The organism is Cohnella sp. AR92, from assembly GCF_003990975.1.
Lineage (GTDB): Bacteria > Bacillota > Bacilli > Paenibacillales > Paenibacillaceae > Cohnella.
Genome location: NZ_RZJR01000004.1, coordinates 293,332 through 320,257, shown reverse-complemented (window position 1 = coordinate 320,257; position 26,926 = coordinate 293,332). Strand labels below are relative to the sequence as shown.

The window sequence follows — 26,926 nt, the reverse complement described above, 5'->3', positions numbered from 1 at the left end:
GATGTTTAATGATGGGTTCAAGAAAAGCGTGGAGCAGGGCGGTTCTCTATGCGGCAATCGTATCTGCGGGGTTCTCTTCCCTGTTCGGAAGCGCGTTCTCCGGAACGCGGACGGCTCACGCGTCCACCGGCTCTTACAACTATGCGGAAGCCTTGCAGAAGTCGATCTACTTCTATGAAGCGCAGCGCTCCGGAGACCTGCCGGCGAACAATCGCGTGGAGTGGAGAGGGGATTCGGGAATGACGGACGGCGCGGACAACGGCGTCGATCTGACCGGAGGCTGGTACGACGCGGGAGACCATGTCAAGTTCGGACTGCCGATGGCGTCGTCGGCGACGATGCTGGCCTGGTCCGTCTATGAATATGCAAGCGGTTACAAGCAGGCGGGGCAGTACGAGGAGATTCTCGATAACCTTCGCTGGGTCAACGATTACTTTATCAAGGCGCACACGGCGCCGAACGAATTGTACGTTCAGGTGGGCAACGGGGGGACGGACCATGCCTGGTGGGGGCCGGCGGAGGTCATGCAGATGAGCCGCCCTTCGTACAAAATCACGGCTTCTTGCCCGGGCTCCGACGTGGCCGGGGAGACGGCTGCCGCGATGGCCGCCTCATCGATCGTGTTCAAGGACACGGACCCGACGTATTCCGCTACCCTGCTTAATCACGCCAAGCAATTGTATTCCTTCGCGGATACTTACCGAGGCAAGTATACCGATTGCGTCACCGACGCCGCCAGCTATTACAACTCCTTCTCCGGCTATTGGGACGAATTGTCTTGGGGCGCGGTGTGGCTGTATCTGGCGACGAACGACACGGCATACCTGAACAAGGCGATCGCCGCTTCGGCCCAATGGGGCAAGGAAGGGCAGACGACGAAATGGGGCTACAAGTGGACGCAGTCCTGGGACGACAAGCATTACGGCGCCCAGCTCCTGCTTGCCCGAATCACGAACGACGCCAGCTTTATTATGTCCACGGAGAGGAATCTGGACTTCTGGACGTCCGGCACGTCGGACACGAACGAGCGGGTCACGTACACGCCCGGCGGTCTTGCGTGGCTTGATACCTGGGGGTCTCTGCGCTACTCGATGAATGCTTCCTTCCTCGCGTTCGTCTATTCGGATTGGGTGACGGATACGGCGAAGAAGCAGAAGTACAAGAACTTTGCCGTCGGCCAAGCGCTGTACGCGCTCGGGGACAACCCGCGCAACAGCAGTTATGTCATCGGATTCGGCACGAATTCGCCGCAGCATCCTCACCATCGCACTTCGCACGGCTCTTGGGCGGACAGCCAATCCGTGCCGACGAACCATCGGCATATCCTTTACGGCGCCTTGGTAGGCGGGCCGAACAGCAGCGACGAGTACACGGATTCGATCAGCGACTATGTCAGCAACGAAGTGGCGACCGACTACAACGCCGGCTTCACGGGCGTGCTCGCCAAGATGAACCTGCTGTACGGAGCCGGGCAGCAGCCTCTCGCCTCGTTCCCCGCGCCGGAGACTCGCGAGGACGAGATGTTCGTGGAAGCGTCCTTCAACAGCACGGGACCGAACTACACCGAGATCAAGGCGCTGCTGAACAACCGCTCGGGCTGGCCGGCCCGGATGGGGGATAAGCTGAGCTTCCGCTATTACGTGGATCTGACGGAAGTGTACAACGCCGGCTACACGGCGAACGACATCGCGATCTCGACGAACTATAACCAAGGCGCGACCGTCTCGGCGCTGAAGCCTTTCGACGCGGCCAACCATCTCTATTACGTCGTCGTAGACTTCACGGGCACGAAGATCTATCCGGGCGGTCAATCGGCGTACAAGAAGGAGATTCAATTCCGGCTGTCCGCGCCGCAGGCGACGACGTTCTGGAACCCGGCGAACGATTACTCGGCAACCGGGCTGACGGGTACCGCAGCCGTCAAGACCGCCTACATTCCGGTGTATGACAACGGAGTGAAGGTATTCGGGAACGAGCCGGGACCGGTGACGCCCGTTGCGCCCGCAGCTCCGGCAAGTCTGACGGCGACGGCAGGCAAAGCCCAAGCGACGCTGAATTGGAGCGCGTCTGCCGGAGCGGCGAGCTACAACGTAAAGCGGTCGACAACGAGCGGAGGAGCCTATACGACGGTCGCGACGGGAGTGACCGGAACGAGCTATACGAACACGGGCCTGACGAACGGAACGACTTACTATTATGTCGTCAGCGCGGTGAACGGCGTCGGCGAGAGCGCCAACTCGGCTCAGGCGAGCGTGACCCCGGCGGCTCCGGTCGTTCCGGCGGCCCCGGCAAGCCTGACGGCGACGGCAGGCAACGCGCTAGCGACGTTGAGCTGGAGCGCGTCGAGCGGAGCGGCGAGCTACAACGTGAAGCGGTCGACGACGAGCGGCGGCGCGTATACGACGGTCGCGACGGGAGTGGCCGCGACCAGCTACGCGGATACGGGCCTGACGAACGGAACGACCTACTACTATGTCGTCAGCGCGGTGAACGCGGCGGGAGAGAGCGCGAATTCGGCTCAAGCGAGCGCGATTCCGACGGTTCCGTCGACCGGGACGCTGGTCGCGCAGTACCGCACGGTGAACGCCAATGCGACCGACAATCAGATCTACGCCCAATTCAACATCAAGAACACGGGAGCAAGCGCGGTCAGCCTGAGCGGACTGAAGCTTCGCTATTACTTCACGAAGGATAGCTCCGCTTCGGTCAATTCTTACGTCGATTACGCGGTTGTCGGCAGCTCCAACGTCAACGGATCCTTCGTATCGATCAGCCCGGCGAAGACGGGAGCCGATACTTACCTGGAGCTCTCGTTCGGCTCGGGAGCCGGCTCGATTGCGGCCGGCGGCCAATCCGGTGAGATCCAGATCCGCATCGCCAAGAGCGATTGGGCGAACTTCAACGAGGCGGACGACTACTCTTACGACGCGACGAAGAGCTCGTTCGCGGACTGGAGCAAGGTGACGCTTTATCAGAACGGCACGCTCGTATGGGGCAGCGAGCCCTCTTAATCTCTAATCCTCACTGAAGGAGGAATGAAAGCGATGATCCGAACTCTATCCAAGAGAAGCTTTCTTCTGACGATCGCCTTCGCCATCATCCTGACGGCTTACGCCGGCCTGGGAACGGGAGCGGTGCCCAAGGCCGCGGCGGCGACCGTCTACGAGACTCGTTTTCTCGAGTTGTACGATCAGATCAAGGATCCGGCGAACGGCTATTTCTCGCCGGAGGGAATCCCGTACCATTCCATCGAGACGCTGATCAGCGAAGCGCCGGACTACGGCCATATGACCACGTCCGAAGCCTACAGCTACTGGCTCTGGCTGGAGGCGCTGTACGGCCGTTACACCGGCGATTGGAGCAAGCTGGAGGCGGCGTGGGACAGCATGGAGAAGTATATCATTCCGATCAACGAAGGCGACGGCAAGGAAGAACAGCCGACGATGAGCTATTACAACCCGAACAGCCCGGCGACCTATGCGGCGGAGAAGCCTTATCCCGACCAGTATCCTTCGCAGCTGTCCGGCCAATACGCGGCGGGGAAGGACCCGCTGGACGCGGAGCTGAAGGCGACCTACGGCAACAACCAGACCTATCTGATGCACTGGCTGGTCGACGTGGACAACTGGTACGGTTACGGCAATCTGCTGAACCCGTCCCATACGGCGACTTACGTCAACACGTTCCAGCGCGGCGAGCAGGAGTCGGTCTGGGAAGCGATCGACCATCCGTCGCAGGACGACAAGAGCTTCGGCAAGAGCGGCGAGGGCTTCATGTCCCTCTTCACGAAGGAATCGTCCGCTCCTTCGGCTCAGTGGCGCTACACCGACGCGACGGACGCGGACGGACGCGCGATCCAAGTCATGTACTGGGCTAAGCAGCTCGGCTACAATAACGCGACCTACCTGAACAAAGCGAAGAAAATGGGCGATTACCTGCGCTACGGCATGTTCGATAAGTACTTCCAGAAGACGGGCAGCGCCAAGAACGGAACTCCGACGGCCGGTACGGGCAAGGACTCCAGCCTCTACCTGATGTCCTGGTATACGGCATGGGGCGGCGGGCTCGGCTCGAACGGAAGCGGCAACTGGGCGTGGAGAATCGGCTCCAGCCATGCGCATCAAGCCTACCAGAATCCGGTCACGGCTTACGCCCTGTCGACGGCGGCGGGCGGGCTCGTACCGGCCTCCGCGACGGCTCAGAGCGACTGGAACACCTCGCTGACGAGACAGCTTGAATTCTACACCTGGCTGCTGTCCTCGGAAGGCGGTATGGGCGGCGGCGCGACGAACAGCTGGAACGGCAGCTACAGCGCTTATCCGTCTGGAGTGAGCCAATTCTACGGACTCGCCTATCAGGAAGCGCCTGTCTACCACGATCCGAATTCGAACACTTGGTTCGGCTTCCAGTCCTGGCCGCTGGAACGGGTGGCTGAGCTCTATTACATTCTCGCATCGAGCGGGGACACGAGCTCCCAGAACTTCCAGATGGCGAAGAACATCATCCAGAAGTGGATCGACTGGTCGATCGATTACGTCTTCGTCGATCAGAAGCCGGTAACGGACTCGGATGGCTACTATCTAAATTCCTCCGGCCAGAGAGTACTCGGGGGAACGAATCCGTCCATCGCCACGACAAGCGCGCCCGGCGAATTCTGGATTCCTTCCACGCTGGAATGGTCCGGACAGCCGGATACATGGAACGGCTATTCCGCGTTTACCGGCAATCCGGCTTATCACACGATCACGAAGAATCCGGGGCAAGACGTCGGCGTTCTCGGAAGCTACATCAAGGCTTTGTCGTTCTTCGCGGCCGGCACCAAGGCCGAGACGGGAAGCTTCTCGACTCTCGGCAACCAGGCGAAGACGCTCGCCGATCAGCTGCTCGGCGCCGCCTGGAGCCACAACGACGGCATCGGCATCGCCATTGACGAACCAAGAGGCGATTACTACCGTTACTTCACGAAGGAGATCTACATTCCAAGCGGCTGGACGGGGCTGTTCGGGCAAGGCAACACGATCCCGGGAAGCGGCGTCGTCGCATCCGATCCGGCGAAGGGCGGCAACGGCTCCTATATCAGCTATGCGCAGCTTCGCCCGAAGATCACGCAGGATCCGGCTTGGTCCAATCTGACGAACCTGTATAACAACTCTTGGAACGCGACCACCCAATCTTGGGATAACGGCACGCCGACCTTCAAGTACCATCGATTCTGGTCCCAGGTCGATATCGCTACCGCTTATGCGGAATACGACCGCTTGCTCGGCGGCGGAGCCGTTACGCCGACCGTCCCGGCCGCGCCGGCCGGCCTGGCGGCGACGGCAGGCAACGCGCAAGCGACGCTGACCTGGAGCGCCTCGAGCGGCGCAGCGAGCTACAACGTGAAGCGCGCGACGACAAGCGGCGGCCCCTATGCGACGGTCGCGACGGGCGTTAACGCGACGAGCTACGCGGATACGGGCTTAACGAACGGCACGACGTATTACTACGTCGTCAGCGCGGTGAACGCGGCGGGCCAGAGCGCGAATTCGGCCCAAGCGAGCGCGACGCCTACGGCTCCGGTGACGCCGACCGTTCCGTCCGCGCCGACCGGCCTGGCGGCGACGGCAGGCGACGCGCAAGCGACGCTGACCTGGAGCGCCTCGAGCGGCGCAACAAGCTACAACGTGAAGCGCGCGACGACAAGCGGCGGCCCCTATGCGACGGTCGCGACGGGCGTTACTGCGACGAGCTACGCGGACACGGGGCTGACGAACGGCACGACCTATTACTATGTCGTCAGCGCGGCGAACGCGGCGGGCGAGAGCCTGAACTCGGCCCAAGCGAGCGCGTCGCCGACGGCTCCGGTCACGCCGTCCTCCAGCCTAGTCGCGCAGTATCGCACGACCAATTCGAACGCCGCCGACAACCAGATCTACGCTCAGTTCAACATCAAGAACAACGGCACGAGCGCGGTCAGCCTGAGCGGACTCAAGCTTCGCTATTACTTCACGAAGGACAGCAGCGCCTCGCTTAATTCTTGGGTCGATTACGCGGTCGTCGGAAGCTCCAACGTCAGCGGCTCGTTTGGATCAATCACCCCTGCGGTATCCGGGGCGGACTCTTACCTCGAGCTTACGTTCGGAGCGGGAGCCGGTTCGATCGCTGCAGGAGGACAGAGCGGCGAAATTCAGGTACGTATCGCGAAGAGCGACTGGACGAACTTCAACGAGGTCGGGGACTATTCCTACGATCCGACGAAGAGCTCGTTCGCCGATTGGAGCAAGGTGACGCTTTATCAGAACGGAACGCTCGCATGGGGAATCGAACCTCAATAAGGGGAATGGAGGAGTTCGACATGGGCAAGCGCAAGCCTTGGCTTCGGACGGCCGCGTCGGTTCTGGCGGCAATGCTCGTTTGGACGGCGGTGCCGCAGGCTTCTCCGGAGGCATCTGCCTCATCTCCCGGTTTCGTGACGACGAACGGTACCGAATTCATGCTGAACGGCAGCAAGTTCTACTTCGCGGGAACGAACAACTACTACTTCCACTATAAGTCGCAGAAGATGGTGGACGACGTGTTCGCTCGGGCTGCCGCGATGAACCTGAAGGTGATTCGAATCTGGGGCTTCCTGGACGGGGAAACGGCGGACGGGGCGGTCCTGCAATCGAGCCCCGGCGTCTACGAGGAATCAGGCTTCTCGAAGCTGGACTACGCTATTTATAAGGCCGATCAGACGGGAATCAAACTCGTCATTCCGTTCACGAACAACTGGAACGACTTCGGAGGCATGAAGCAATACGTCACCTGGTTCGGGGCTTCCTCCCATGATGATTTCTACACTAACGCCAGCATCAAGCAAGCCTACAAGAACTATATCCATTACATGTTGAACCGGGTGAATACCTACACCGGCGTCGCCTACAAGAACGATCCGGCCATCATGTCCTGGGAGCTCGCCAACGAGCCGAGGAACCCATCCGACACGACGGGCAATACGCTTGTGAACTGGGCGGACGAGATGAGCACCTACGTGAAGTCGCTGGACGGCAACCATCTGGTGGCGGTCGGGGACGAGGGCTTCTACAACGAGCCCTCAAGCTCGAGCTATCCGTACCAAGGCAGCGAAGGAGTGGACTGGGAAAGGCTTACCGCGCTGCCGAACATCGATTACGGCACCTACCATCTGTATCCGGACGGGTGGAACCAGACGGCGAGCTGGGGGACCCAGTGGATCATTGACCACATCCAGGACGGCAACCGGATCGGCAAGCCGGTCGTGCTGGAGGAATACGGATACAAGGACCAAGCGACGCGCGATTCGGTGTATACGACTTGGCTGAACGCGGTCGACCAGTACGGCGGAGCGGGGGATCAGTTCTGGATCCTGACCGGGATCAACGATGACGGCAGCCTGTACGCGGATTACGACGGCTTCCGGATCGTGAACCCGAGCACGACCGCGACGGTCGTCTCGAACCATGCCGCCGTCATGAACGCGAAATCGCTGCCGGTCGCGGCGCCTGCGGCTCCGACCGGGGTGACGGCCCAATCCGGCCATCAGTCCGCTCTCGTCAGCTGGAGCGCGGCGACGGGAGCCCAGTCGTACTCGATCAAGCGGGCGACGGTCTCCGGAGGCCCCTACACGGCGGTGGCGACCGGCGTCAGCGGAACGAGCTACTCCGACGCCGGCTTGACCAACGGGACAACTTACTACTACGTCGTGAACGCGGTCAACGTTATCGGCGCAAGCCCGAACTCCGTGCAGGTTACGGCCCAGCCGACGGCCCAGCCGCCGAACGCTTTCACGCTGTCCGCCGTTGCCAAGGACGGCAGCGTCTCGCTGTCCTGGTCGGCGGCCGTGGGGGCATCGGCATACGAGGTGAAGAGAAAGTCGCCGGGTTCAACGTCGTTCGCGACGGTGGCTTCCGGCCTGACGGGAACCGCGTATTCCGATGCTCCGCTGGCGAACGGCCAGACGTACGATTACGTGGTGACGGCTTCCAACCCGGTGGGAACGAGGGATTCGAACGCGGTCTCCGCGACGCCGAAAGGCCTCGTGAAGGTCGAATACCGCGTCGGGGATACGAGCGCGACGGATAACGTCATCAAGCCGTACCTGCACCTGGTGAATACGGGAACGACGGCCGTCTCCCTAAGCGACTATAAGCTCCGCTATTGGTACACGAAGGGCTCGACCGGCCAAGCGGACCAGTTCGGCTGCGATTATGCCATCCTCGGCTGCAGCAACCTGAGCGCGGCTTTCTCTTCCCCGGCGACGCCGGTCACCGGCGCCGACCGGTACGCGGAGATCTCCTTCGCGGCCGGTGCGGGAAGCCTGGCGGCCGGAGCCAACACGGGAGAGATTCAGCTCCGGATTAACCTGGCCGATTGGTCGGCCCTGAACGAGAACGACGATTATTCGTATATCGGCACCCAAACGTCTTACGCGCTCACCGATCGAATCACGCTGTATCGCGGCGGCGTTCTCGTCTGGGGAACCGAACCGGCAGGCGGAGCCGTTACGCCGACCGTCCCGGCCGCGCCGGCCGGCTTGGGGGCGACGGCAGGAGACGCGCAAGCGGCGCTGACCTGGAGCGCCTCGAGCGGCGCAGCGAGCTACAACGTGAAGCGCGCGACGACTAGCGGCGGCCCCTATGCGACGGTCGCGACGGGCGTTAACGCGACGAGCTACTCGGACACGGGCTTAACAAACGGCACGACCTATTATTACGTCGTCAGCGCGGTGAACGCGGCGGGCCAGAGCGCGAATTCGGCCCAAGCGAGCGCGACGCCTACGGCTCCGGTGACGCCGACCGTTCCGTCCGCGCCGACCGGCCTGGCGGCGACGGCAGGCGACGCGCAAGCGACGCTGACCTGGAGCGCCTCGAGCGGCGCAACAAGCTACAACGTGAAGCGCGCGACGACAAGCGGCGGCCCCTATGCGACGGTCGCGACGGGCGTTACTGCGACGAGCTACGCGGACACGGGGCTGACGAACGGCACGACCTATTACTATGTCGTCAGCGCGGCGAACGCGGCGGGCGAGAGCCTGAACTCGGCGCAAGCGAGCGCGACGCCGACGGCTTCGGTCACGCCGTCCTCCAGCCTGGTCGTTCAGTACCGCACGACGAATTCGAGCGCCGCCGACAACCAGATCTACGCTCAGTTCAACATCAAGAACAACGGCACGAGCGCGGTCAGCCTGAGCGGACTCAAGCTTCGCTATTACTTCACGAAGGACAGCGCCGCATCGCTGAATTCATGGGTCGATTACGCGGTCGTCGGAAGCTCCAACGTCAGCGGATCGTTCGGTTCGGCCAACTCGGCGGCGAACGGAGCGGATACGTACCTCGAGCTCTCGTTCGGCGCGGGGGCCGGTGCGATCGCGGCGGGGGGCCAGAGCGGAGACATTCAAGTCCGCGTCGCGAAGACCGACTGGACGAACTTCAACGAGGTCGGGGATTATTCCTATGACCCGACGAAGACCTCGTTTGCCGACTGGAGCAAGGTGACTTTATATCAGGGCGGATCCCTTGTTTGGGGAACCGAGCCTTAAGAAGCATGGGCGCGGACGTTCGCCGATCTCATAGGAGAGGCGGGCGTCTGCTTCTTCGCCCGAATCGCCGATTCCGGCGGTTCGCCATCGGACGATCCGACCAAATTCCTCCCTTAACTCTCGCCGCTGCCCGCAAGACAAGATCGTTTTCTCACTCCAAACGGAAGGAAATTATTTACAATAGAAGAGGTCCTTATCATTCACTGAAGAGGAGGAGGACGGAATGCCTAACGTGCTGATTGTCGCTCGGTCGCCCCTAAGCCAGGAATGGGACGGGGAATTGGCAGGCAAGGATCGCGGCCGATTGCGATTTCTGGCCGAAACGGATCTTGATCGCGCGCGTGCCCGGCTTCTGCGCGAGTCCATCGAATGCGTTTGTCTGGATCTGGAGGACTACGGGCTTGCTGAAGGGACGGCACTGCTGGAATGGGCGAAGGAGTGGAGGCCGGATATTAAATGGCTGCTGCTCTGTCCGTCGTTGGCCAGCCAGGAATGGCAGGACCGGCTGGACGGCTATGTCTGCGTTCGCAAGCCCGTACATGCGGAGGAAGCGCGGTCGATGCTGAAACGGCTGCTGAGCAAAGTAGACGAGAGGAGGGGATTTACGACTCGGGAGGTACGGTTGGATCGAAGGAATGAGGATTCGGAGGAAGCGGACGGAGCGGACGGTGCAGGGTTGTTGGCCATTCACGTGCGAATCCGCGAGTGGCGAATCCCCTTGGCCGTTCAGGAGCGGCAGCTGCTGGAATTCGCGCTTCGCAATGCGGCGGAGGAGCTTGTCTGCGATCCTTTGACCGCTGCCATGGCTCCTTCGGCCAGCGGGTTCGTGGCGCTGCTGCAAGCACGGGTCCCCGCCTCCTCCGCGTTGGCCAGCCGAATCAAGAGGAGCTGCGGGGAACTGGCCCGCGCGGCCAGCCGTCACTTCTATGCGGAGCTGGACATTCATTGGGGAGAACTGGCTGCCCTTCCGGCCGATCCGGTAGACGGCATGGAGCCCGAAGGCTTTCCGGAGGCGGAGGAGCCGGACGTCCAGGCCAAGATCAAGGCCCTCAGCGCTTCGGATAACGCGGTGCTGGAGCGGATCTTCTCGTACGTGGACGAGCATCTGCTGGACGAGCTGAAGCGGGAGGAGATCGCGGAGCTGGTGCATTTTCACCCCGTGTACCTGTCCCGGTTCTTCAAGAGCCGCACCGGCACGTCGCTGTCGCAGTACATCGTCAACCGCCGGATCGAGAAAGCGAAGCTGCTGCTGGCGAATTCCGATCTGCAGGTCGGCCACATCGTCCATCGTCTCGGCTATTACAATTCCTCGCACTTCACGCGAACGTTCAAGCAGGCGACCGGATTCACGCCAAGGCAGTACCGTACGGCGATCAGCCTGGACTCGGGCCTATCTTCCGTGCACTGATCGCATTCGCCGGCCATTCTCAAGCGGCTCGTCCTTCCTAGGACGGGCTGCTTATTTATTGCTTCGCCCGAACCTTGATTCAGATGGATGAGTCGATGCCCAAATGTCTTTATAATGCGGGCTGTGGATCAGACCGATGTTATTCCCGAAAGGATCAACAACGGAAGCCGTGGTCCATTGGACGCCTCGTTCCGTAAGCGGTGCATACTCGGTGACTCCCAGTCCCTTTAATACCTCAAGCATGCCGATAACATCCTCTGCATGCCAGCATAGCGTCGCTCCCCCCGTCCCGGCCATGTCGGCCGTTTGAGGTTTGTATTTCTTATCGATGATGCCGAGCTCCGCTTGGAAGTTGCCGATCCGGTATTCGATATAAGCCGGATTCTCGGGATTCGGGCTTTGGAAGTACGCTCCGCGCCCAGAAGCTTCGTGTACCATTCCTTTGCGGCATGGAGATCCTCTGCCCAGAAACTTACGTATGCCATTCCTCTTGATTTGCGCCAAAAGGAGCGGAACGCTTCCTCTACGATTCATAGGCGGCATCCCACCTTCTGTCCTCCTTCGCCCGGCTTATGTCGGCATAACCGGGAGCTTTCATCCGTCCAGACTCCGGATTTGGCTATCGTCATCCCGCACTTCTCCTCTCTTGGTCAGTCAAAAGCGACTTGTTTAATTCGATTCTAGAATAACCGTTGGGAGATGTATTACAAAAAACCGCAGCGTCGCGCATAAAAAAGAGGCTGATCCTAAGTCCATGCCATGACTTAGGATCAGCCTCTTCGTTTTTTCAATTTTTCTCCAAGAGCCCCAGTACCGTCTCCGCGCACTTGGCCGGCGTGTACTCCGCATTGCGGATGGCCAGCAGGCTGTCGCGATGCTGATTCGCTTTGTAAGGCTCCTGAATCAGGCGGAACCAGCGATCGACCGTCTCTGTGGACATGAGAAGCTCGCCGAAGCCTTGGGTGACGAAGTAATCGAGGTTCTCTTCCTCTTGCCCGGGAATCGGCTCGTAGAACAGCATCGGGATCCCCTTGGCCATTCCTTCCGTGCAGGTCATGCCGCCGGGCTTGGTGACGAGCAGCTCGGAGACGTCCATCAGCTTGCTGACTTCCTTCGTGAAGCCCATCACCTTGATGTTCGGGTGCCGGAACCGGGAGTCGGCGAGCAGCTTCTCGCGAGTCTTGTCGTTGCTTCCGAGGCAGAAGATGAGTTGAACGTTATCGGCGTACGACGTCATATAATCGAGAAGCTGGTCCGAGGACAGGAGCCCCCAGCCTCCGCCCATGATGAGGACGGTCGGCATGTCCGACAGCTCGAACTGCTCCAGAATCTCCGCCCGGTTATGAGGCGACCAGAAGTTCGGATGCACCGGAATGCCGGTGACTTCGACCCGATCCGGGGTGATTCCTCTGGCAACGAGCTTGTTCCGTACGGATTGCGTGCTCACCAGGTATTTGTCCACCTCGGGATTCGTCCATGTTCCGTGCGCGTCGTAGTCCGTGATGACGGTCAGCAGCGGAATCTTCAGCCCCAGCTGCTTGAGCCGGCTGACGACCGCGTTAGGGAACGGATGGGTGCAGACGATAACGTCCGGCTTCAGCTGCTGGACCACGTTAGACACGTGGCCGTAGAACAGCCGGTGCAGCGCAAATCGGGTTACTCGGTTAAGGCCTTTATCGTAATAGCTGCGGTAGATTCGTCCTACCAGCTTGGGCTGCTTGCTTACGGTTCTGCGATAGGCGGACAGGACGAGCGGGCCGATGACCGGGTTGAGGAACGTCCCGAGCTCGATCACTCTCGCCTGAAGATGAGGGGATAATTGTCGCAGCCCCACGGATAGAGCGTATGCGGCCTGGGTATGGCCGGTGCCGAATCCTTCCGATAGCAGTAACACTCTTTTTTTGCGCATAGCATACAATCCTCCACTTTACCTACCTACCATATTACTTCCTTCCCCCTCCGGGGACAAGTGCGGAGCGCCGAAATTAGGAGGACTTTAGGTACGGGGCGGCCGGATAGGCAAAAGCGGTGCCGATAGGGTAAAATTCGATGTAGAAAACAGGAAAGCAATCGCGAGGAGGATGACGCCGATGGCAGAACGGCAGGAAGAGCCGGGACAGATCGTCAGGGCGGTATACAAAACCGGAGAATATATCGGAGAAATCATGGAGGCGGACGGGAGAAGGGTGCTGGTGCAGGTTCTGGCCGTGCTGGCCCATCCGAAGCAGGGAGACCTGCATCATCCGAACGATCCGGACGTCCCTTTGTTCCATGAGCGGCCGGCCTCGCACTTCCGCGAGAAAGTATGGGTGCCGGCGGGAGCCGTAAAGCCGTATGAAGGCGCGGTACCGGCTTACCGGGAGTCGCTGCTGGCGGCCGCGGAGGCGGAGACGGAGCGATTGTCCCGATTGCAGCGTTGGGCGGAGCGAAGCCTTGAGCAGCTGCAAGGGTTGACGAAGGAATATAAGTACCGAGCATAAGAAGAATGGCAGAGGCTGTCTTCCCGGTCGAGATCGACCGACGGAAAGCAGCCTCTGCCATTAAAGCGACGGTGCGGCAGGGCTTGGCTTCAAGGGCAGCACAGAGCTTGCGTCATGAGGAAGGATATCGTCGCTTCCGCTCCGCAATTCAGGTTGGGGCCATTCTTCTGCAGGCCGTCAGAGCACGCTCCTTCTTCGGGATCGACCATCGATACTTTGAGGTCGTTATCGCCATAGAACCAATCCAGGCAGCGGTCGCGGGCTCCCCGCAGCTCTGCCGCATGGCTGCCGGGTTCGGAATGGCGGGAAGGGCGGGAGGAATAAGAGCCGGTTCTGTCCGATGTTATCGAGCCGTTCGCGGCGTTCCCCCGCGGCTCGGGCTGGGAGGAGGAAGCAACGGAGATGAGACGGGACACTTCTTCGTCTTGCGCAAGCTCGATCGCCTTGGCCGCTTCTTCGAAGGCAAGAGCCAGCTTGAACATCTCGAGCGGCTGCTGATCCCAATGGCTGACGGAGTCCTTCGTCCGCCAATTCTCGTTGCCGATCGGACGGAAGCCTCCGGTGCCGGAGCTCATGGCCGATCGAAGCGAGGAGAGGCTGCCCAGCCCGACCTCCAGCGCCTCCGGATTCTCCGTCCTGCGGAAGGCCCGCAGCAGGGCCCAAGGCAGCACGCCGTTGCCGTAAGTCATCGCCGGCTCGAACCAGCGCCACCCGTCTGCGGAGAAGTGGCGGTAAGCCCGGATCAGCACGCCTTCCAGCCGATAGAGATGGTTCGTCAGTTCCTCTTCCCAACTGCCGGGAAGAGAGATTGTCCCCTCGCCGTGAGCGGACAGCAGGGCGGCGCAGGCGGCCATCGCGAATGCTTGGCCCCGATGGGAACGGATCGAGCCTAACGTTCCGATCGATTGCTGCATAAGCACGAACGCGGTCTCCCGCCGGCTGCCCTCCAGATGGATCCAGGCGACCGCGCAGCTCCAGATGGAGCGGCCTTGGCAGTCGTGGGAGATATCCTCGGGCTCCATCGTGCGGTCGTAGGCGACGTTGTTGTGGAACCAGCCGTCCTCCTTCTGCGTCCAGAGCAAGAAAGCGAGATAGATGTCCGCCAGCTCCTTTAACAGCGCCTTGTCTTCCATCTCGAGGGAAGAGGAACGTTCGGGACGGAGCCACTCGGTGACCGCCCATAGCGCGCGCGCGTTATCGTCCGTCGTGTAGCCTTCTCTGCGTCGCGGGATGCGCCCTAGCGCATGCTCGAGCAGCCCCGTATCGTCCGTCAGCCTGCGCAGATGGGTGAAGGACGGCCTGCTCGGATGACGCCGCATGCGTTCAGACGACATCGGCTATGCTCCAGGCTTTGCCCGTGGTTACCCGCTCAAGCAATCCCAAGTACTGCGCTCCCACTTGGGGCCACTGCATGCTGCGGCCGATCTCCGCGATTCGTCTCTCGATTCGGGCCAACAGCTCGGGGTAGCTGAACAGCTCGATGATCTTGGAGCTCCACTGCGCCGTATCCCCGAACGGAAGCAGCAGCTCCTCATTGCCCTGCAGCAGATCCTTCGCATAGCTGTACGGGGTGCTCAGGATGGGTCGGCCCAGCCCTGCCGCATAAGCGAGCGTGCCGCTCGTGATCTGCTGCATTCCCGGGTAAGGGGTCGCGTACAAGTCGCAAGCCGAGATGAGAGAGACGAGCTCTTCTTCCGGCACGTAGCGATTGATCATGCGCACGTGAGCTTCGAGGCCGAGCTCTTTGACCAGCATCATCAGCTCTTCGCGATAAGCTTCCCCCTCGTGCTTGCGAACCTCGGGGTGCGTCTGGCCGGCGATGATATAGAGAAGATCGGGGACGGCATGCACCGCGGCCGCGAGCGCCTTGAGCAGCGATTCGATTCCCTTCCCTCGGCTAAGCAAGCCGAATTGAAAGACGATCTTGCGGTTCTCCCAGCCGTACTGCTTGCGCGTCTGGTTGCGTTCGCGGCGAACCGGGACCGGGGCGCCGTGAGGAATAAAAGAAATCTTGTTCAGCGGGATGCCGAAATGCTCATGAAGATACCCGATCGCTTTGCTGTTCATGACATGCAGGTGATCGCTTTTTGCCGCAATGGCGGCTTGTACGGAAGCATAAGGCTCGGCCGGCTTCTCGAACACGGTGTGGAACGTGGTGACCACCGGCTTCGTGAGATGTTCGAGCAGCTCCAGCACGTGGCTTCCGGCTTCGCCCCCGAAGATTCCGAATTCGTGCTGGAGAGAGACGACATCGACGGAGCTGCGGTTTAACGTCTCCGCGACCTTGCGGTAATCTTCCTTCTCGGACTTGAGCAGAGGAATGTGCCAGCTCTCCCCGTAGGTCGCGATTTCATCCGGGTTGCACATGGCGACGACCGGATCCGGGATGCCTGCCGGCTTGACCGCCATGACCGCTTCCCTCAAATGTTCGGTGTACGTCGCGAGTCCGCATTTTTTCGGTACATAAGTACTTACATACGCTATTTGCAATGAGGGTGAACTCAAGGACGCTGCACCTCCAGATCGCGGCTATTGACCGCTTCTTATTTGTACTTGCAAACCGATTTCTTTATAGAAGTGTTCTCATTCTTGCCGCTAGATACTCAAGTTGACGAAATTCTTGTAATTTTGGCAGCAAAAATCGCAACGGAATCGCCTGGCCGACGCCTGTTGGATAGGCCTCTCTATCCATGGATACGGTTCGGAGGAAGGGAATATGAATTGGATGCTGATGCTCGTCTCGCTGTTCACGTCCCTTGTCTTTGTCCCGATATCGGAGTCGGAAGCGAATACGGCCGAGAGCAGCCGGGTTACGGTAGGTCAGCTGATGCTGTCCAATTCCTCGCTCGGCCAGCCGTATTCTTTTTCGTCCAAGTTCAAGCTGCTTAACTCTTTGCTGCTTCTGCTGCTGTTTGCCTTCGTGATGTCGCGGCGCTTGTCCCTCGTATCCCCCGTCCCGCAGCTTTACCGCCGCTCGGCGATTCCCCTGCGTTTGAAACGCTTGTTCCTCAATCCGCTTCAATTCCAATCCAACTGCATCCCCTGATCCGGCTTATTCCGATTTGTTTGTCCGCTACCGCAGTGCACGGCAGGGCACCTGTTTATTCAAGTACGCTTGCTTTAGACTTACCCTTTTCATGCCGGATTGAACCCCATGCAAACAACGAATAAGACTCCTCGCTTAGCTGTGCCATTCCGGACAGAGACGGTCTCAGGGGAGCTGCTGAAGCTCGTTCGCTGAATAGAAGCCGAGTCCTTGCAACGTCATTCCCCTCCGGCCAGAAGGGGGATGGCGTATTTTTGGTATGGTTGCCGTTTCGGCGAGAGCGGCAGCGGGTAAGGTACTTCGAGAGAAATAGGAAGAAGGAGGAGGTACCGATGAACGAGCAACTGATCTATGGAGGGAGCGCCCTAATAGCCGCGATCAGCTTCTCCGTCTTGTGCGTCTTTATCGTTCGGACTTTGACCAGCGCGAGGCGGACGCTGGAGCGGCTTCGGACCGCCATCGGAGAAGCGAACGATAAGGTAGAATCCATTCGCGGCAAGGTGGAGGAGCTGACGGCGAACGTGAACGAGATCTCCCTAAACGTGAAGGATAAGCTGCACGCCGCGGACGCTCTGTTCGAAGCGGCCCGGGACGCGGGAGCGACGATTCAGGAGACCGCCCATACCGCGAAGGAGATCACCGGGCAGCTGTCCAGAGCCGTTAAGGAACAGGTGCAGGAGGATAGCTGGACGAAGTGGATACAGGCCGGCATTAGGCTGGCGGGGGTCGTACGAAGCGGCTTCAAGTCTTCCCAACGGGAGGCTTCCTCCGGCAGAATGTCGAGTTCCGAGACCTAAGGAAGGTGTTTCGATTCCCGCAAGCGGGGTAAATAAAGAGCGTAACACGCTGCCAACGACAAGAAGGAGGAGATCTTTATGCAATCCTACACGAAGCTGGTAGAGAACGGGCTTGAGGCGTTCCAAACGGTGCAGAACCTCAGAGCCCAAGGGTACGAAGGCGACGACATCTACGTTCTGGCGCATGAGCCGGATCGAACCGAGAGGCTGGCGGACGCGGCTCGCGTGAATACGATAGGCCCGGCAGAGGAAGGAGTACTTCAAACGGTCGCGAATTTCTTCCGCAACCGCGGAGACGAGCTTCGCGGCAAGATCGAAGCGATGGGGCTGACCAAGGGAGAAGCGCTAACCTATGAAGCCGAACTGGATCGAGGCAAGGTGCTCGTGCTCGCCCGCAAATAAGGCCGGCAGAGGAAGGAGCCCGAAGGCGTACGAAAGCAAGGAATGACGGCGGAAGCCTCATTCCTTGCTTCCGTATGCCGTTTGCGCTTTGGTAGGATAGAGTTGGAACGGCTTAGGAAGGAGCGATCTTATTCCGTGAATATATTGGTAGTCGACGATAATCCGATGAATGTGATGGTCGTGCAAGAGATGCTGAGGCGTTCGGGTTATGATTCCGTTCTCGCCGTCCATTCCGCCAAGGAGATGTTCGCCTTGTTGAACTCTCCGACGAGGCTGGCGGATCGCATGGCCGTGGACCTTATCCTCCTCGATCTCATGATGCCCGAGATCGACGGAATGGAGGCGTGCCGCATGCTTCAGCAGGATGACCGCTTCAGGGATATTCCGGTCATCATCGTCACGGCGATCGGCGATTCGCGCAAGCTTGCGGAGGCGCTGGATGCCGGGGCGACCGATTACGTGACGAAGCCGATCAACAAGGTGGAGCTGCTTGCCCGCATCCGCTCGGCTCTTCGGCTGAAGAAGGAGCTCGACTGGCACAAGGAACGCGATCAACGCGTAAGAGAAGAGCTGGAGCTGGCGAGGCAGGTGCAGCAAGCCGTGCTGCCCGCCGCCATTGAAGAGGACCGATACCGCATTCGAGCCTATTTCAGGGCCTCCGAAGAGCTGGCCGGGGACCTTTATGCTTGGCATGCTTTCGACCGCAATCGGATTCTCGTTGCGGTGATCGACGCGATGGGCCACGGCATCTCCTCCTCGCTGGTGAGCATGTTCTCCGCTTCCGTTCTCAAGGAAGCGATGAGGACGCACGTAACCCCGAAGCGGATCATGCAGGAGCTGAACAGCAGGCTGCTTCAGCTCGATTACGAGAACGAGCTGGTGCACTATTATTGCACGGGGATCTGCATGTGGATCGATCTGGAGCACGGCGTCCTCGAGTATGTGAATGCCGGGCATCCGCCGGGATTGCTGATCCGCGGAAGGACGGGAGCGGCGGTAGCCATGCCGTCCAGCTCGCCGCCGGTCGGCTTGTTCGATTCCTTGGAGATGGCGACCCATACGGTGACGCTGGAGCCCGGCGATGCCGTGCACTTGTACACGGACGGCTTGCTGGACTTGTTCCCCGGCGATCTGGAGGAGAAGTCGGCAGCGCTTGCCCGCACGCTGGCCCATGTCGGGGGAGACGAAGAGCGCTTGGAGCGGCTGCTCGAACAAGACTCCTTCGATCGCCATTCGGACGACCGCTGCCTGATTCGGCTTGAAGTGCGCGGGAGGGAACGGCAATGAGAATCAAGACGAAGCTGCTAATCGGCTTCATTATCCTAATGGTCCTGCTCGTCGGCATCACCTCCTTCGGTTACGACAGAATGAGCCGCATGAATGAGAGGATGGACAACCTCTACGATACTAGGTTCGTGACGGTCAAGGAGGTTATCGACCTCAGAGGTACCGTGAATCAAGCAAGCGGCGCGGTGAACGACCTTCTGCTCAGCGTGCTGGAATCCGACTTGCTCAGCCTGGAGGACTTGAAGCAAATCGGGAACAGCCTCGATGTCCGGATGGCCTCCATTCTCGCCCGAGTCGCAAACCCGGAGGAGAGGCAGAGCCTAGACCAAGTCAACCGGGATATCGGACGTTACGAGGACTTCTTGAACCGTTTCGTTGCTTTGATCGAGAAGGGAGACAAGCAGGGAGCGCTGGATTTGTTCAAGAGCCTGGGCAGAACCCGGCAGGATAACGCCGTCGGTTCCTTGAACGCCTTGATCTCCTTCGAGCAGAAGGCGATGGAGCAGGAGACGAGCGATTCTCGCGCGATGTACCGCGATGCCGTCCGCTGGTTCGCGGGATTGACGGTCGCCGGCCTGTTCATCGGGCTAGGGGTCATGATGTGGGTGCTGCCTACTATCACCAAAGGCTTCTCTCTGCTCTCGTTGATGGCGAAGAAGTTCTCTCAAGGCCGGCTTCGCAGCTTGGGACGGTTGGAGATTCAATCGACGGACGAGCTCGGTCAATTGGGCAAAATTTTCCAACAAATCGCCAATGACCTCCAAGAGAAGAACGAGAAAGAAGCGTTATTCGCGGAATCGAAAGCTCAGCAAGCTTGGATCGACGGCCAGATGGCGAAGTCGACCGAGCTGCTGAAGGACGTTTCGGGCCTCGGAAGCATCGCCCAAGCGTTCCTGAACGAGTTTACCGGAGTGCTTGGGGCGGCTTACAGCGTCGTCTATCTGATCGAGGAAGGCGGGAGCCCGGGCAAGAGATTGACGAAGTACGGGAGCTACGCCCTTGATGAGCTTGAATCGGCCGACGAACGGGAGAGGACGTTTGCGTTAGGCGAAGGGCTTGTCGGCCAATGCGCGCTTAAGGATGAACCGATGGTGGTGGAGCCGCTTCCCCCGGGCTACGTTCCGATCCGGTCCGGCCTTGGCGAGGCTCCGCCCGTTCAATTGGTGCTTCAGCCGATCGAGGCGGACGGCACGACCGTCGGCGTGGTGGAGCTCGCTTACCTGAGGCCGATAGGCAATCTGGAGCGCGAGCTGCTCGAGCGGCTGTCCGAGAAGTTCGCGTATATCGTGATGAACATTCAATCCCGATACCGGGTTGAGGAGCTGCTTCGCGAGTCGCAGGCGATGGCCGAAGAGCTGCAGGTTCAATCCGAGGAGCTGATCTCCCAGCAGGAGGAGCTCCGCGATTCGAACGAGCGGCTCGAAGTCCACGCGACCCGTCTCAAGAAGTCCGAGGAGAGACTTCAGAGGCAATCGGAGGAGCTCGAGAATACGAATCAGGAATTGATGGCGAAGACGATGGAATTGGAGGAGCAGATCCGCCAGACGGCGCGCCGGAATCGCGAAGTGGCGGCCGCGAACCTCGAGCTCGAGCGCCAGACGGCGGAGCTCGCCAGAGCCTCCCAGTACAAGTCCGAGTTTCTTGCCAATATGTCGCACGAGCTAAGAACGCCGCTGAACAGCCTGATCATTCTCTCGCAGTTCCTCGAGGACAATTCGGAAGGCAACTTGAACGAGAAGCAGCTCGAGTTCGTCAGGACGATTCATTCTTCCGGGGAGGATCTTCTTAAGATGATCGACGAGATTCTCGATCTCGCCAAAGTGGACGCCGGACGGATGGAGATTCAGCACGAGACGACGCCGCTGGAGGACATTACCGTCGATCTGGAGCATGCCTTCCGATCGATCGCCGAGGACAAGGGAATTGCTTTCTCGGTAGAGATCGGGCACGACGTCCCAGCCGCTCTCCAGACGGACGGTCATAGGCTGAAGCAGGTTCTGCGCAATCTGCTCTCGAACGCCATGAAGTTTACCCCGAAAGGCTCCGTCTCCCTGACGGTACGCACGGCAAGTCAGGATGAGATCCAGGATCGGCATGGGAGCTATCTAGCCTTCTCCGTGAAGGATACCGGTCTGGGCATCGCGGAGGAGAAGAGGGAGATTATATTCGAAGCGTTCCGCCAAGCGGACGGAACGACCAGCCGCAAGTTCGGCGGAACGGGGCTTGGGCTGACCATCAGCCGCGAGCTGGCCGGTCTGCTCGGAGGCTGGATCACGCTGGACAGCGAGGTCGGAAGCGGAAGCGAATTCACGCTTTACTTGCCGGAGAGAGCCGAGAAAGCGAGAGCGGAGCCGTTCGCCCCCCTTCCGATAAGCAAGTCGATCGCCTTCCAAGAGCAGTCGGTTACGCTAGAGGAGTCAACGCCGATTAAGAAGGCTAATGGCATACCCGCGTACGAAGGCAAGACCATTCTGCTTGTCGACGATGACGAACGCAACGTCTTCTCCCTGACGAGCCTTCTGAGTCACCATGGGATGAACGTGCTTTCCGCGGAGAACGGCAAGGAGGCTCTGGAACGGATGCATTCGAACCGATCGATTGACTTGGTGCTGATGGACATCATGATGCCGGAGATGGACGGCTACGAAGCGATCGAGAGGATTCGCGGCCAGGCCGAATGGACGGCCTTGCCGATCATCGCCCTAACCGCCAAAGCCATGAAGGGAGAGAGAGACAAGTGCCTGCAAGCGGGCGCTTCGGATTATTTGGCCAAGCCGGTCTCGATCGATCAACTGCTCTCTTTGCTGAAAGTGTGGTTGTCCCAATGATGGAGGAACGGATGCTGCCCGTCGAGGATCAACAGCTGGAACGATTGGAGATCGAACTCCTTCTCGAAGCCGTTTATCGCAAGTACGGATATGATTTTCGCGAATACGCCTATCCGTCGATCCGAAGAAGAATCCGCCGTCGCGTCATGCTGGAGAACATAAATACGATCTCCTCCCTGCAAAGTCTTATCCTGCATGACCGGGAGGCGTTCGACCGGCTGCTGGCGGACCTCGTTATTTCGGTAACGGAGCTGTTTCGCAACCCGGAGGTATTTCGTTGGATCCGGGAACATCTCGCGACGGAGCTGAGAGAAACCGCATTCCTCCGTATCTGGCATGCCGGATGCGCCACGGGAGAAGAAGCGTACTCTTCCGCCATCTGGCTTGAGGAAGAGAAGATGCTGGAGCGATCCCGAATCTACGCGACCGATATTAATCGCGCCGCGCTCGATCGGGCGAGAGGAGGGCGGCTTTCCCGCGACCGTGTGCCGCTGTACGAATCGAACTACAGGGAAGCGGGAGGAAAGTCGGAACTTAGAAGCCATTGCGAAGAGGACGAGGATGGCCTCCGCCTCTCCGCTGGCTTGAAGAAGCGCATCGTTTTTGCGGAGCACAACCTGGCGACGGACGGTTCCTTTAACGAGTTCCAGATGATCTTCTGCCGGAACGTGATGATCTATTTCGATTCGAGCCTGCGGGAGAGGGTTCATCGGTTGTTCCACGAAAGTCTGGCTCCGGGAGGAATCCTGGTGCTGGGAGGCAAAGAATCTCTGGAATTCACCAGCTACGGAGCCCGATACGAAGCGTTGAGCGAGAAGTACCGGATCTATCGGAAAATAAGCTGAAGGCGTTCGGTTCAAACGAGCCGCACAAGGGTATATCTAAGGATGAAGGGCAACGGTTCGTCCGTCGCCGGATTCCTCGGGAGGTGGTCTTGATGACGTGGACGATCGGAATATTCGAACGCGAACAGCAAGTATTGGACGCCGCCAGAGAGTTGAGGGCCCTCGCCGGAGAGAGCCGCTCTCTAATCGCGGTTGTCGATAACGAAGAGAACGCGCCGCTCCTATCCTCGCAGGATGAGATCCCTCTGGAAGGGGTGGCCGGCCTCCAAGCCGCAGCGGATGAGTCGAATGGCGCTTTCTGGCCGGACGAGGACCGGGAGATTCCCGCGGTTGCTTATTTGAACTCCGTTCAAGGTGCGGGAGTGAACGGGCAAGCCGCGGCTTTTGCGGCATACGCGTTATCGGAGTCGGATGAGGTCAGCACGACCGAAGGGCTTGTGAGGCTCGGGCTTTCCAGCTCCGCCGCCCGAACCTGCGCGCCGTCGGTCGAAGAAGGGAAGCTGCTGCTGCTTGCGGACGTCGCTTCCTTGGAGGAAGCCGCTCGCCTTATGCGCAGCTTCGGCGCCTCCGACGTGGTGCAGTAAACGCCAAAGCGAAAACCGCTCTCCTCGACGGATGGAGAGCGGTTTTCGCTTTGGCTCCTTAAGCGGAGGGTACCTTTGTTTTACGATCCGGCGCGACGATCGAAGAGATCGGATGCTTGATCCCCATGATGTCGTCTCGGATCAAACGCGCGGCTATCGCGCTGTAGATGGTGCCGTTGCCTCCGTAGCCGAGAGCATAATATTGGCCTGGGCGCGACGGATCTTCCCCGATCCAGGGCAGATTATCGGCGGACTCCCCGAACGTACCGCACCATTCGTACTCTTTCTCGACCCGCATATTCGGAAAAAGCAGCTTCAGCTCGGACAGCAGACGAAGAGATCGATGCTCGACCTCCGATTCGCTTAGAACGGGCTGGCGGAAGCTCTCGTCCAGCCCTCCGATCACGATCCGATTATCCGCCGTCGTCCGAAGGTAAAGGTAAGGCCGGGCCGTCTCCCACAGCATGAATCTTTGGGGCCAATCCTCAATCGAATCGAGCGGTTTCGTTACCATAGCGTACGACCGATTTAACTTTGCTCGTATCCAGCTGCCGCCGGCCGCTTCCGGCGTATATCCGACGGCATAAACGACATGCTCCGCGTGAATCTCGGCGGAATTCGTTCGGACGACAAAGCTGCCTTTGCGGCCGTCGACGGACAGGAACTTGGTCTTCTCGTAGACGCGAAGGCCGGCTTGGACGGCGGATTCCGCGAGAGTCGAAACGAAACGATACGGATTCAATTCCGCATCTCCGTGCGTTACGATGGCTCCGCTCTTGCGGAAAGGAAAGGCGCTCCCGATTCGTTCCGCATCCCACCACTCCACGCCGAATCCATGGCGGCTCAGCATCTCGAATTCTTTCTCCAAGGCGATCAGATCTCTATCGTTGCTCGCATAGTAGAAGCTGTTGCGGCGTTTAACGTCCACGTCGCGGGGTAAACCTGCCGCCACCTGCACGAGCTGTTCCACGGCCGATTTGCAGGCTCGGTAGAATTCCGCGGCATCGTACTCGCCGATCTGGTCCGCCAGGTCGGACAGCATGATGTCGTTCGAATATTGCAAGATCCCGGTGTTGGCCGAGGTGCTCCCGGAACAGATCGAGCTCTGTTCGATCAGGACCGTATCGATGCCGCTTCTCGCCAGCGTGTAGCCGCAAGCGATCCCCGTCATCCCCCCTCCGACGACAAGCGCATCGCAGCGAACGGGTTCAAGCAACGGAGAGTAAGCGGGGCTATCCGGCCTTGTGGAAGGCCAATAGAGCGATCCGAAATGCAACGTCACAAGAGTTCCTCCATCCGAAAGTATGTATCCGTTTAGCAAAGCCGCGCTAGCTGAAGGCGGCCCCTCTTAAGTATTCTCTAATTACCCGATTTTACCGGCAGCGCAACTATCGATAATGATCTGCGTTCATCTGTTTCAATGGAGTGTTATAAGGGTAAAGAAAAAGGAACTTATATGGATGGTTTTGAAGGAGGCAACTCATGAAGACAGATAAATTGACCTTTCGCTCGGAGAACCTGGAGGGACTTACCGTCATCTATTTGTCCGGGGAGCTTGATCTGGAAGTCGCCTCGCATATGAGAGCGATGATGGAACCTCTAGTGGAGCTAACCGATCGCAAGCTTGTCCTTAACTTGAGGGAATTAACCTATATCGACAGCACCGGAATCGGCATTCTCATCGGCATTCTCAAATCGCGCCATGCCCGCAAAGCTCCTTTCGCCGTGGAGGGTGCATCGGATCATATCCGCAAGCTATTCGATATGACGGGAATATCTCCCTTCTTGGAAGCCGCGAATACGCGTTACTCGTAGTCTGCTCCTGCAGCATGAACCTTAAAAAGGAAAGGTAGAGGATGAACACTCCATGGTGCTAGAAAAAAACGTGAAGCTGACGGTTCCGGCTCATCCGGAATTCGTCGATCTGGTGCGTTTGACGTTATTTGGAATCGCCTCTAAACTGAACTTCTCGTTTGAGGAGATCGAAGACATGAAGGTGGCGGTGTCGGAGGCTTGCAACAATGCGGTTCTTCATGCTTACGAAGGACCGGAGGGCCATATCGAGATCGAATTCGAATGGAATGACGACGGTGAGCTTAGAATTACCGTTCAAGATCGAGGGGAGAACTTCGCGGCCCCATCGGTTTCGCAGACTTCGAACCTGCACGGGAAGTCCATCGAGGAGATCCAGTCGGGCGGATTAGGACTTTATCTGATGCAGGCGTTGATGGATCATGTGGAGTTGAATACGGAGAACGGAACAGCCGTTACGATGACCAAGCGAAGAGCGGCTTCTGCCCAAAGGGGATGAGAATGAATCAGGGTGTCCATCGGCCCGATGACGCCCCGTTCAAGCTCTTGGAATACCAACGCACGCTCAGCACGGAGCTGGCCGACGAATTGGTTCGCGAATACGAACCGTTAGCCAAGATGGCCGCCGCCAAAATCTCGCGCAATCGACCCGATCTTCAAGAAGACTTGTTCCAGGTGGGGAGAATGTCGATCTTCCGTCTCCTGCAGCAATACGACCCTTCTCTTGGCATCCCGTTCGAGCCGTATGCGATGAAGAGCATCGTCGGCCAGATGAAAAATTATTTGCGGGATAAGTCCTGGTATATTCAAGTTCCAAGGAGAATCAAGGAAAAGGGTCTGACGGTCCAACAGGCGATCGATGAACTGACTGTCGAATTGGAGAGGTCTCCTAGCGTGGAAGAGATCGCCTCTCGGCTGGAGATGGAGGTGGAAGAGACCCTTGAGGTGTTGACCGGAAGAGAACTGTACAACTATGTCTCCCTCGACACTCCTATCTCCCAAGAGGAGAATACCTCGACGCTCGGCGAATTGCTCCATTCTCCATCCGACGATTACCTAACCTCTGAACGTCGGATGGACCTTCTGGAAGCGATGAACCGTTTGAAGCCGGAGGAGCGCAAGGTCGTGCTGCTTCTCTATAACGACGGTTATTCGCAGAGAGACGTCGCCGAGCAGCTAGGCGTGTCTCAGATGAGCATCTCCCGCATCCAGAGGCGAGCGATCGAACAGCTTAAAAGTTGGCTAGGCGAGGAGATTCGTTGATTCATTCCTCCGGGAAGGGGTAATAAGAGATAAGCAGTACCATCTCTTAAGGTAAAGGCGGTGGCAAGGATGAGTGTCCGATACGAGCTCCGTTGCTTCGAATGCGATATCCTGGTTCGCCAGAACGAAGACTCTTATCAGGTAAGCATTCAATCTCTCTCGAACCCATTGGGCCGCGGCAACCCTATTGCGGATTACGGAACGGAATCCGAAGCGGTTGCGGCAGCCGACCGATTCTGCCAGCTCTATTCTTTGGCTCGAGAACACGATTATTTCCTTCAGGGCAGTTACTTCCGCAGAGGAGAGCACTCTTCGTTCTCCGTTATCCAGCTGCTGGAGAGCCGTACAAGCCCTGAGGAGCTCCTTAAGCTCCTTCGGCAAGAAGCTCGCTCCCATGACCTTCCACTACCCAACTGATTTAGCTTCCATCGGGGATGCAGCGGATTCGCTTCCGCTCATCTCCCTTTTTTCTTTTTCCCCTACCGATTCAAAATTTCCATAAATAACCATATTTCCTGTGGGTGCTATTCACAAATCCATCTAAGAACCACTATCCCCTCGCCTCAGGAAAGAGAGTGTGGAGAGAGTATAGATAAAGTGCAGAGAGAGTAAGAGAGAGTTAAAGGAGATTTAAGA

General features: G+C 58.9%; 20 protein-coding genes and 2 pseudogenes. 17 read left to right on the top strand and 5 right to left on the bottom strand.

Translation table 11 applies throughout. The annotated features are described in order from the left end of the window. Window positions 1–11 precede the first annotated feature (11 nt). From ELR57_RS08535 to ELR57_RS08515, 4 genes are all read left to right on the top strand, one after another. The gene (locus ELR57_RS08535) at window positions 12–3,011 is read left to right on the top strand and encodes a glycoside hydrolase family 9 protein (protein ID WP_126958660.1); all 3,000 of its coding nucleotides are present in this window, start codon (window positions 12–14) and stop codon (window positions 3,009–3,011) included. Between the two features lie 33 nt (window positions 3,012–3,044). After that, window positions 3,045–6,317, top strand: a complete 3,273-nt coding sequence (locus ELR57_RS08530; RefSeq protein WP_126958595.1) for a glycoside hydrolase family 48 protein — start codon at window positions 3,045–3,047, stop codon at window positions 6,315–6,317. 20 nt (window positions 6,318–6,337) lie between these two features. Then, a complete protein-coding gene (locus tag ELR57_RS28245; RefSeq protein ID WP_238162450.1) occupies window positions 6,338–9,538 on the top strand; it encodes a cellulose binding domain-containing protein in 3,201 nt (1,066 codons plus the stop codon). Between the two features lie 223 nt (window positions 9,539–9,761). Further along, entirely contained in the window at window positions 9,762–10,946 is a 1,185-nt protein-coding gene (locus ELR57_RS08515; RefSeq protein WP_126958594.1) for a helix-turn-helix transcriptional regulator, read from the top strand. A 51-nt stretch (window positions 10,947–10,997) separates the two neighbouring features. On the opposite strand, the gene ELR57_RS08510 is transcribed toward ELR57_RS08515, so the two are convergent. After that, window positions 10,998–11,480 (bottom strand): VOC family protein, encoded by a 483-nt coding sequence (locus tag ELR57_RS08510; protein ID WP_238162449.1) that lies wholly within the window; start codon window positions 11,478–11,480, stop codon window positions 10,998–11,000. A 253-nt stretch (window positions 11,481–11,733) separates the two neighbouring features. After that, window positions 11,734–12,855, bottom strand: coding sequence for an MGDG synthase family glycosyltransferase (locus ELR57_RS08500; protein WP_126958593.1), 1,122 nt, complete (start codon window positions 12,853–12,855; stop codon window positions 11,734–11,736). Window positions 12,856–13,036: 181 nt separating this feature from the next. On the opposite strand from ELR57_RS08500, the gene kapB reads away from it, so the two are divergent. Then, window positions 13,037–13,426 carry a kinase-associated lipoprotein KapB gene (gene kapB / locus ELR57_RS08495; RefSeq protein WP_126958592.1) on the top strand — a complete coding sequence of 130 codons (390 nt, stop codon included), beginning with the start codon at window positions 13,037–13,039 and terminating at the stop codon, window positions 13,424–13,426. An 89-nt stretch (window positions 13,427–13,515) separates the two neighbouring features. On the opposite strand, the gene ELR57_RS08490 is transcribed toward kapB, so the two are convergent. Together ELR57_RS08490 and ELR57_RS08485 are read right to left on the bottom strand one after the other, a co-directional pair. Further along, window positions 13,516–14,760 (bottom strand): hypothetical protein, encoded by a 1,245-nt coding sequence (locus tag ELR57_RS08490; protein ID WP_126958591.1) that lies wholly within the window; start codon window positions 14,758–14,760, stop codon window positions 13,516–13,518. Next, window positions 14,750–15,835, bottom strand: coding sequence for a glycosyltransferase (locus ELR57_RS08485; protein ID WP_126958590.1), 1,086 nt, complete (start codon window positions 15,833–15,835; stop codon window positions 14,750–14,752). The genes ELR57_RS08490 and ELR57_RS08485 overlap by 11 nt, the downstream gene beginning before the upstream one ends. A 307-nt stretch (window positions 15,836–16,142) precedes the next feature. Between ELR57_RS08485 and ELR57_RS08480 the strand changes: the two genes are divergently transcribed. From ELR57_RS08480 to ELR57_RS08450, 8 genes and pseudogenes are all read left to right on the top strand, one after another. Further along, window positions 16,143–16,472: a hypothetical protein gene (locus tag ELR57_RS08480; protein WP_126958589.1), complete on the top strand. Its 330-nt coding sequence runs from the start codon at window positions 16,143–16,145 to the stop codon at window positions 16,470–16,472. Window positions 16,473–16,804: 332 nt separating this feature from the next. Beyond that, the gene (locus tag ELR57_RS08475; RefSeq protein WP_126958588.1) at window positions 16,805–17,269 is read left to right on the top strand and encodes a DUF948 domain-containing protein; all 465 of its coding nucleotides are present in this window, start codon (window positions 16,805–16,807) and stop codon (window positions 17,267–17,269) included. Window positions 17,270–17,347: 78 nt separating this feature from the next. Next, complete coding sequence (locus ELR57_RS08470; protein ID WP_126958587.1) at window positions 17,348–17,671, top strand: YflT domain-containing protein; 324 nt, start codon at window positions 17,348–17,350, stop codon at window positions 17,669–17,671. Between the two features lie 135 nt (window positions 17,672–17,806). Further along, window positions 17,807–18,958, top strand: a complete 1,152-nt coding sequence (locus ELR57_RS08465) for a PP2C family protein-serine/threonine phosphatase (protein WP_126958586.1) — start codon at window positions 17,807–17,809, stop codon at window positions 18,956–18,958. Further along, a pseudogene (locus ELR57_RS08460) lies at window positions 18,955–21,276 on the top strand (ATP-binding protein); the annotation flags it as partial. The gene ELR57_RS08465 and the pseudogene ELR57_RS08460, both read left to right, overlap by 4 nt. Window positions 21,277–21,411: 135 nt before the next feature. Then, window positions 21,412–21,786, top strand: a pseudogene (locus ELR57_RS28725) (response regulator); the annotation flags it as partial. Continuing rightward, window positions 21,783–22,631: a CheR family methyltransferase gene (locus ELR57_RS08455; protein ID WP_126958584.1), complete on the top strand. Its 849-nt coding sequence runs from the start codon at window positions 21,783–21,785 to the stop codon at window positions 22,629–22,631. The pseudogene ELR57_RS28725 and the gene ELR57_RS08455, both read left to right, overlap by 4 nt. 92 nt (window positions 22,632–22,723) lie before the next feature. Further along, window positions 22,724–23,215, top strand: a complete 492-nt coding sequence (locus tag ELR57_RS08450) for a hypothetical protein (RefSeq protein WP_126958583.1) — start codon at window positions 22,724–22,726, stop codon at window positions 23,213–23,215. A gap of 58 nt (window positions 23,216–23,273) precedes the next feature. Here ELR57_RS08450 and ELR57_RS08445 read toward each other — a convergent pair whose 3' ends face one another. After that, complete coding sequence (locus ELR57_RS08445) at window positions 23,274–24,497, bottom strand: NAD(P)/FAD-dependent oxidoreductase (protein WP_126958582.1); 1,224 nt, start codon at window positions 24,495–24,497, stop codon at window positions 23,274–23,276. A 200-nt stretch (window positions 24,498–24,697) separates the two neighbouring features. On the opposite strand from ELR57_RS08445, the gene ELR57_RS08440 reads away from it, so the two are divergent. From ELR57_RS08440 to ELR57_RS08425, 4 genes are all read left to right on the top strand, one after another. Continuing rightward, a complete protein-coding gene (locus ELR57_RS08440; protein ID WP_126958581.1) occupies window positions 24,698–25,030 on the top strand; it encodes an STAS domain-containing protein in 333 nt (110 codons plus the stop codon). A 52-nt stretch (window positions 25,031–25,082) separates the two neighbouring features. Beyond that, window positions 25,083–25,526: an anti-sigma B factor RsbW gene (gene rsbW / locus ELR57_RS08435; RefSeq protein WP_126958580.1), complete on the top strand. Its 444-nt coding sequence runs from the start codon at window positions 25,083–25,085 to the stop codon at window positions 25,524–25,526. A gap of 2 nt (window positions 25,527–25,528) precedes the next feature. Then, the gene (locus ELR57_RS08430) at window positions 25,529–26,290 is read left to right on the top strand and encodes a sigma-70 family RNA polymerase sigma factor (protein WP_126958579.1); all 762 of its coding nucleotides are present in this window, start codon (window positions 25,529–25,531) and stop codon (window positions 26,288–26,290) included. 69 nt (window positions 26,291–26,359) lie between these two features. Beyond that, on the top strand, window positions 26,360–26,707 hold the full coding sequence (locus ELR57_RS08425) for a hypothetical protein (protein ID WP_126958578.1): 348 nt from the start codon (window positions 26,360–26,362) through the stop codon (window positions 26,705–26,707). Window positions 26,708–26,926: the final 219 nt, after the last annotated feature.

Excerpts from the sequence above, each read along its gene's own strand:
- ELR57_RS08440 (WP_126958581.1), top strand. The coding sequence starts at position 24,698 with ATGAAGACAGATAAATTGACCTTTCGCTCGGAGAACCTGGAGGGACTT.
- ELR57_RS08490 (WP_126958591.1), bottom strand. The coding sequence starts at position 14,760 with ATGTCGTCTGAACGCATGCGGCGTCATCCGAGCAGGCCGTCCTTCACC.
- ELR57_RS08450 (WP_126958583.1), top strand. The coding sequence starts at position 22,724 with ATGACGTGGACGATCGGAATATTCGAACGCGAACAGCAAGTATTGGAC.
- ELR57_RS08515 (WP_126958594.1), top strand. The coding sequence starts at position 9,762 with ATGCCTAACGTGCTGATTGTCGCTCGGTCGCCCCTAAGCCAGGAATGG.
- ELR57_RS08485 (WP_126958590.1), bottom strand. The coding sequence starts at position 15,835 with ATGGCGGTCAAGCCGGCAGGCATCCCGGATCCGGTCGTCGCCATGTGC.
- ELR57_RS08530 (WP_126958595.1), top strand. The coding sequence starts at position 3,045 with ATGATCCGAACTCTATCCAAGAGAAGCTTTCTTCTGACGATCGCCTTC.
- ELR57_RS08425 (WP_126958578.1), top strand. The coding sequence starts at position 26,360 with ATGAGTGTCCGATACGAGCTCCGTTGCTTCGAATGCGATATCCTGGTT.
- rsbW (WP_126958580.1), top strand. The coding sequence starts at position 25,083 with ATGGTGCTAGAAAAAAACGTGAAGCTGACGGTTCCGGCTCATCCGGAA.
- kapB (WP_126958592.1), top strand. The coding sequence starts at position 13,037 with ATGGCAGAACGGCAGGAAGAGCCGGGACAGATCGTCAGGGCGGTATAC.
- ELR57_RS08475 (WP_126958588.1), top strand. The coding sequence starts at position 16,805 with ATGAACGAGCAACTGATCTATGGAGGGAGCGCCCTAATAGCCGCGATC.
- ELR57_RS08480 (WP_126958589.1), top strand. The coding sequence starts at position 16,143 with ATGAATTGGATGCTGATGCTCGTCTCGCTGTTCACGTCCCTTGTCTTT.
- ELR57_RS08535 (WP_126958660.1), top strand. The coding sequence starts at position 12 with ATGGGTTCAAGAAAAGCGTGGAGCAGGGCGGTTCTCTATGCGGCAATC.
- ELR57_RS08510 (WP_238162449.1), bottom strand. The coding sequence starts at position 11,480 with ATGAATCGTAGAGGAAGCGTTCCGCTCCTTTTGGCGCAAATCAAGAGG.
- ELR57_RS08500 (WP_126958593.1), bottom strand. The coding sequence starts at position 12,855 with ATGCGCAAAAAAAGAGTGTTACTGCTATCGGAAGGATTCGGCACCGGC.
- ELR57_RS28245 (WP_238162450.1), top strand. The coding sequence starts at position 6,338 with ATGGGCAAGCGCAAGCCTTGGCTTCGGACGGCCGCGTCGGTTCTGGCG.
- ELR57_RS08470 (WP_126958587.1), top strand. The coding sequence starts at position 17,348 with ATGCAATCCTACACGAAGCTGGTAGAGAACGGGCTTGAGGCGTTCCAA.
- ELR57_RS08455 (WP_126958584.1), top strand. The coding sequence starts at position 21,783 with ATGATGGAGGAACGGATGCTGCCCGTCGAGGATCAACAGCTGGAACGA.
- ELR57_RS08430 (WP_126958579.1), top strand. The coding sequence starts at position 25,529 with ATGAATCAGGGTGTCCATCGGCCCGATGACGCCCCGTTCAAGCTCTTG.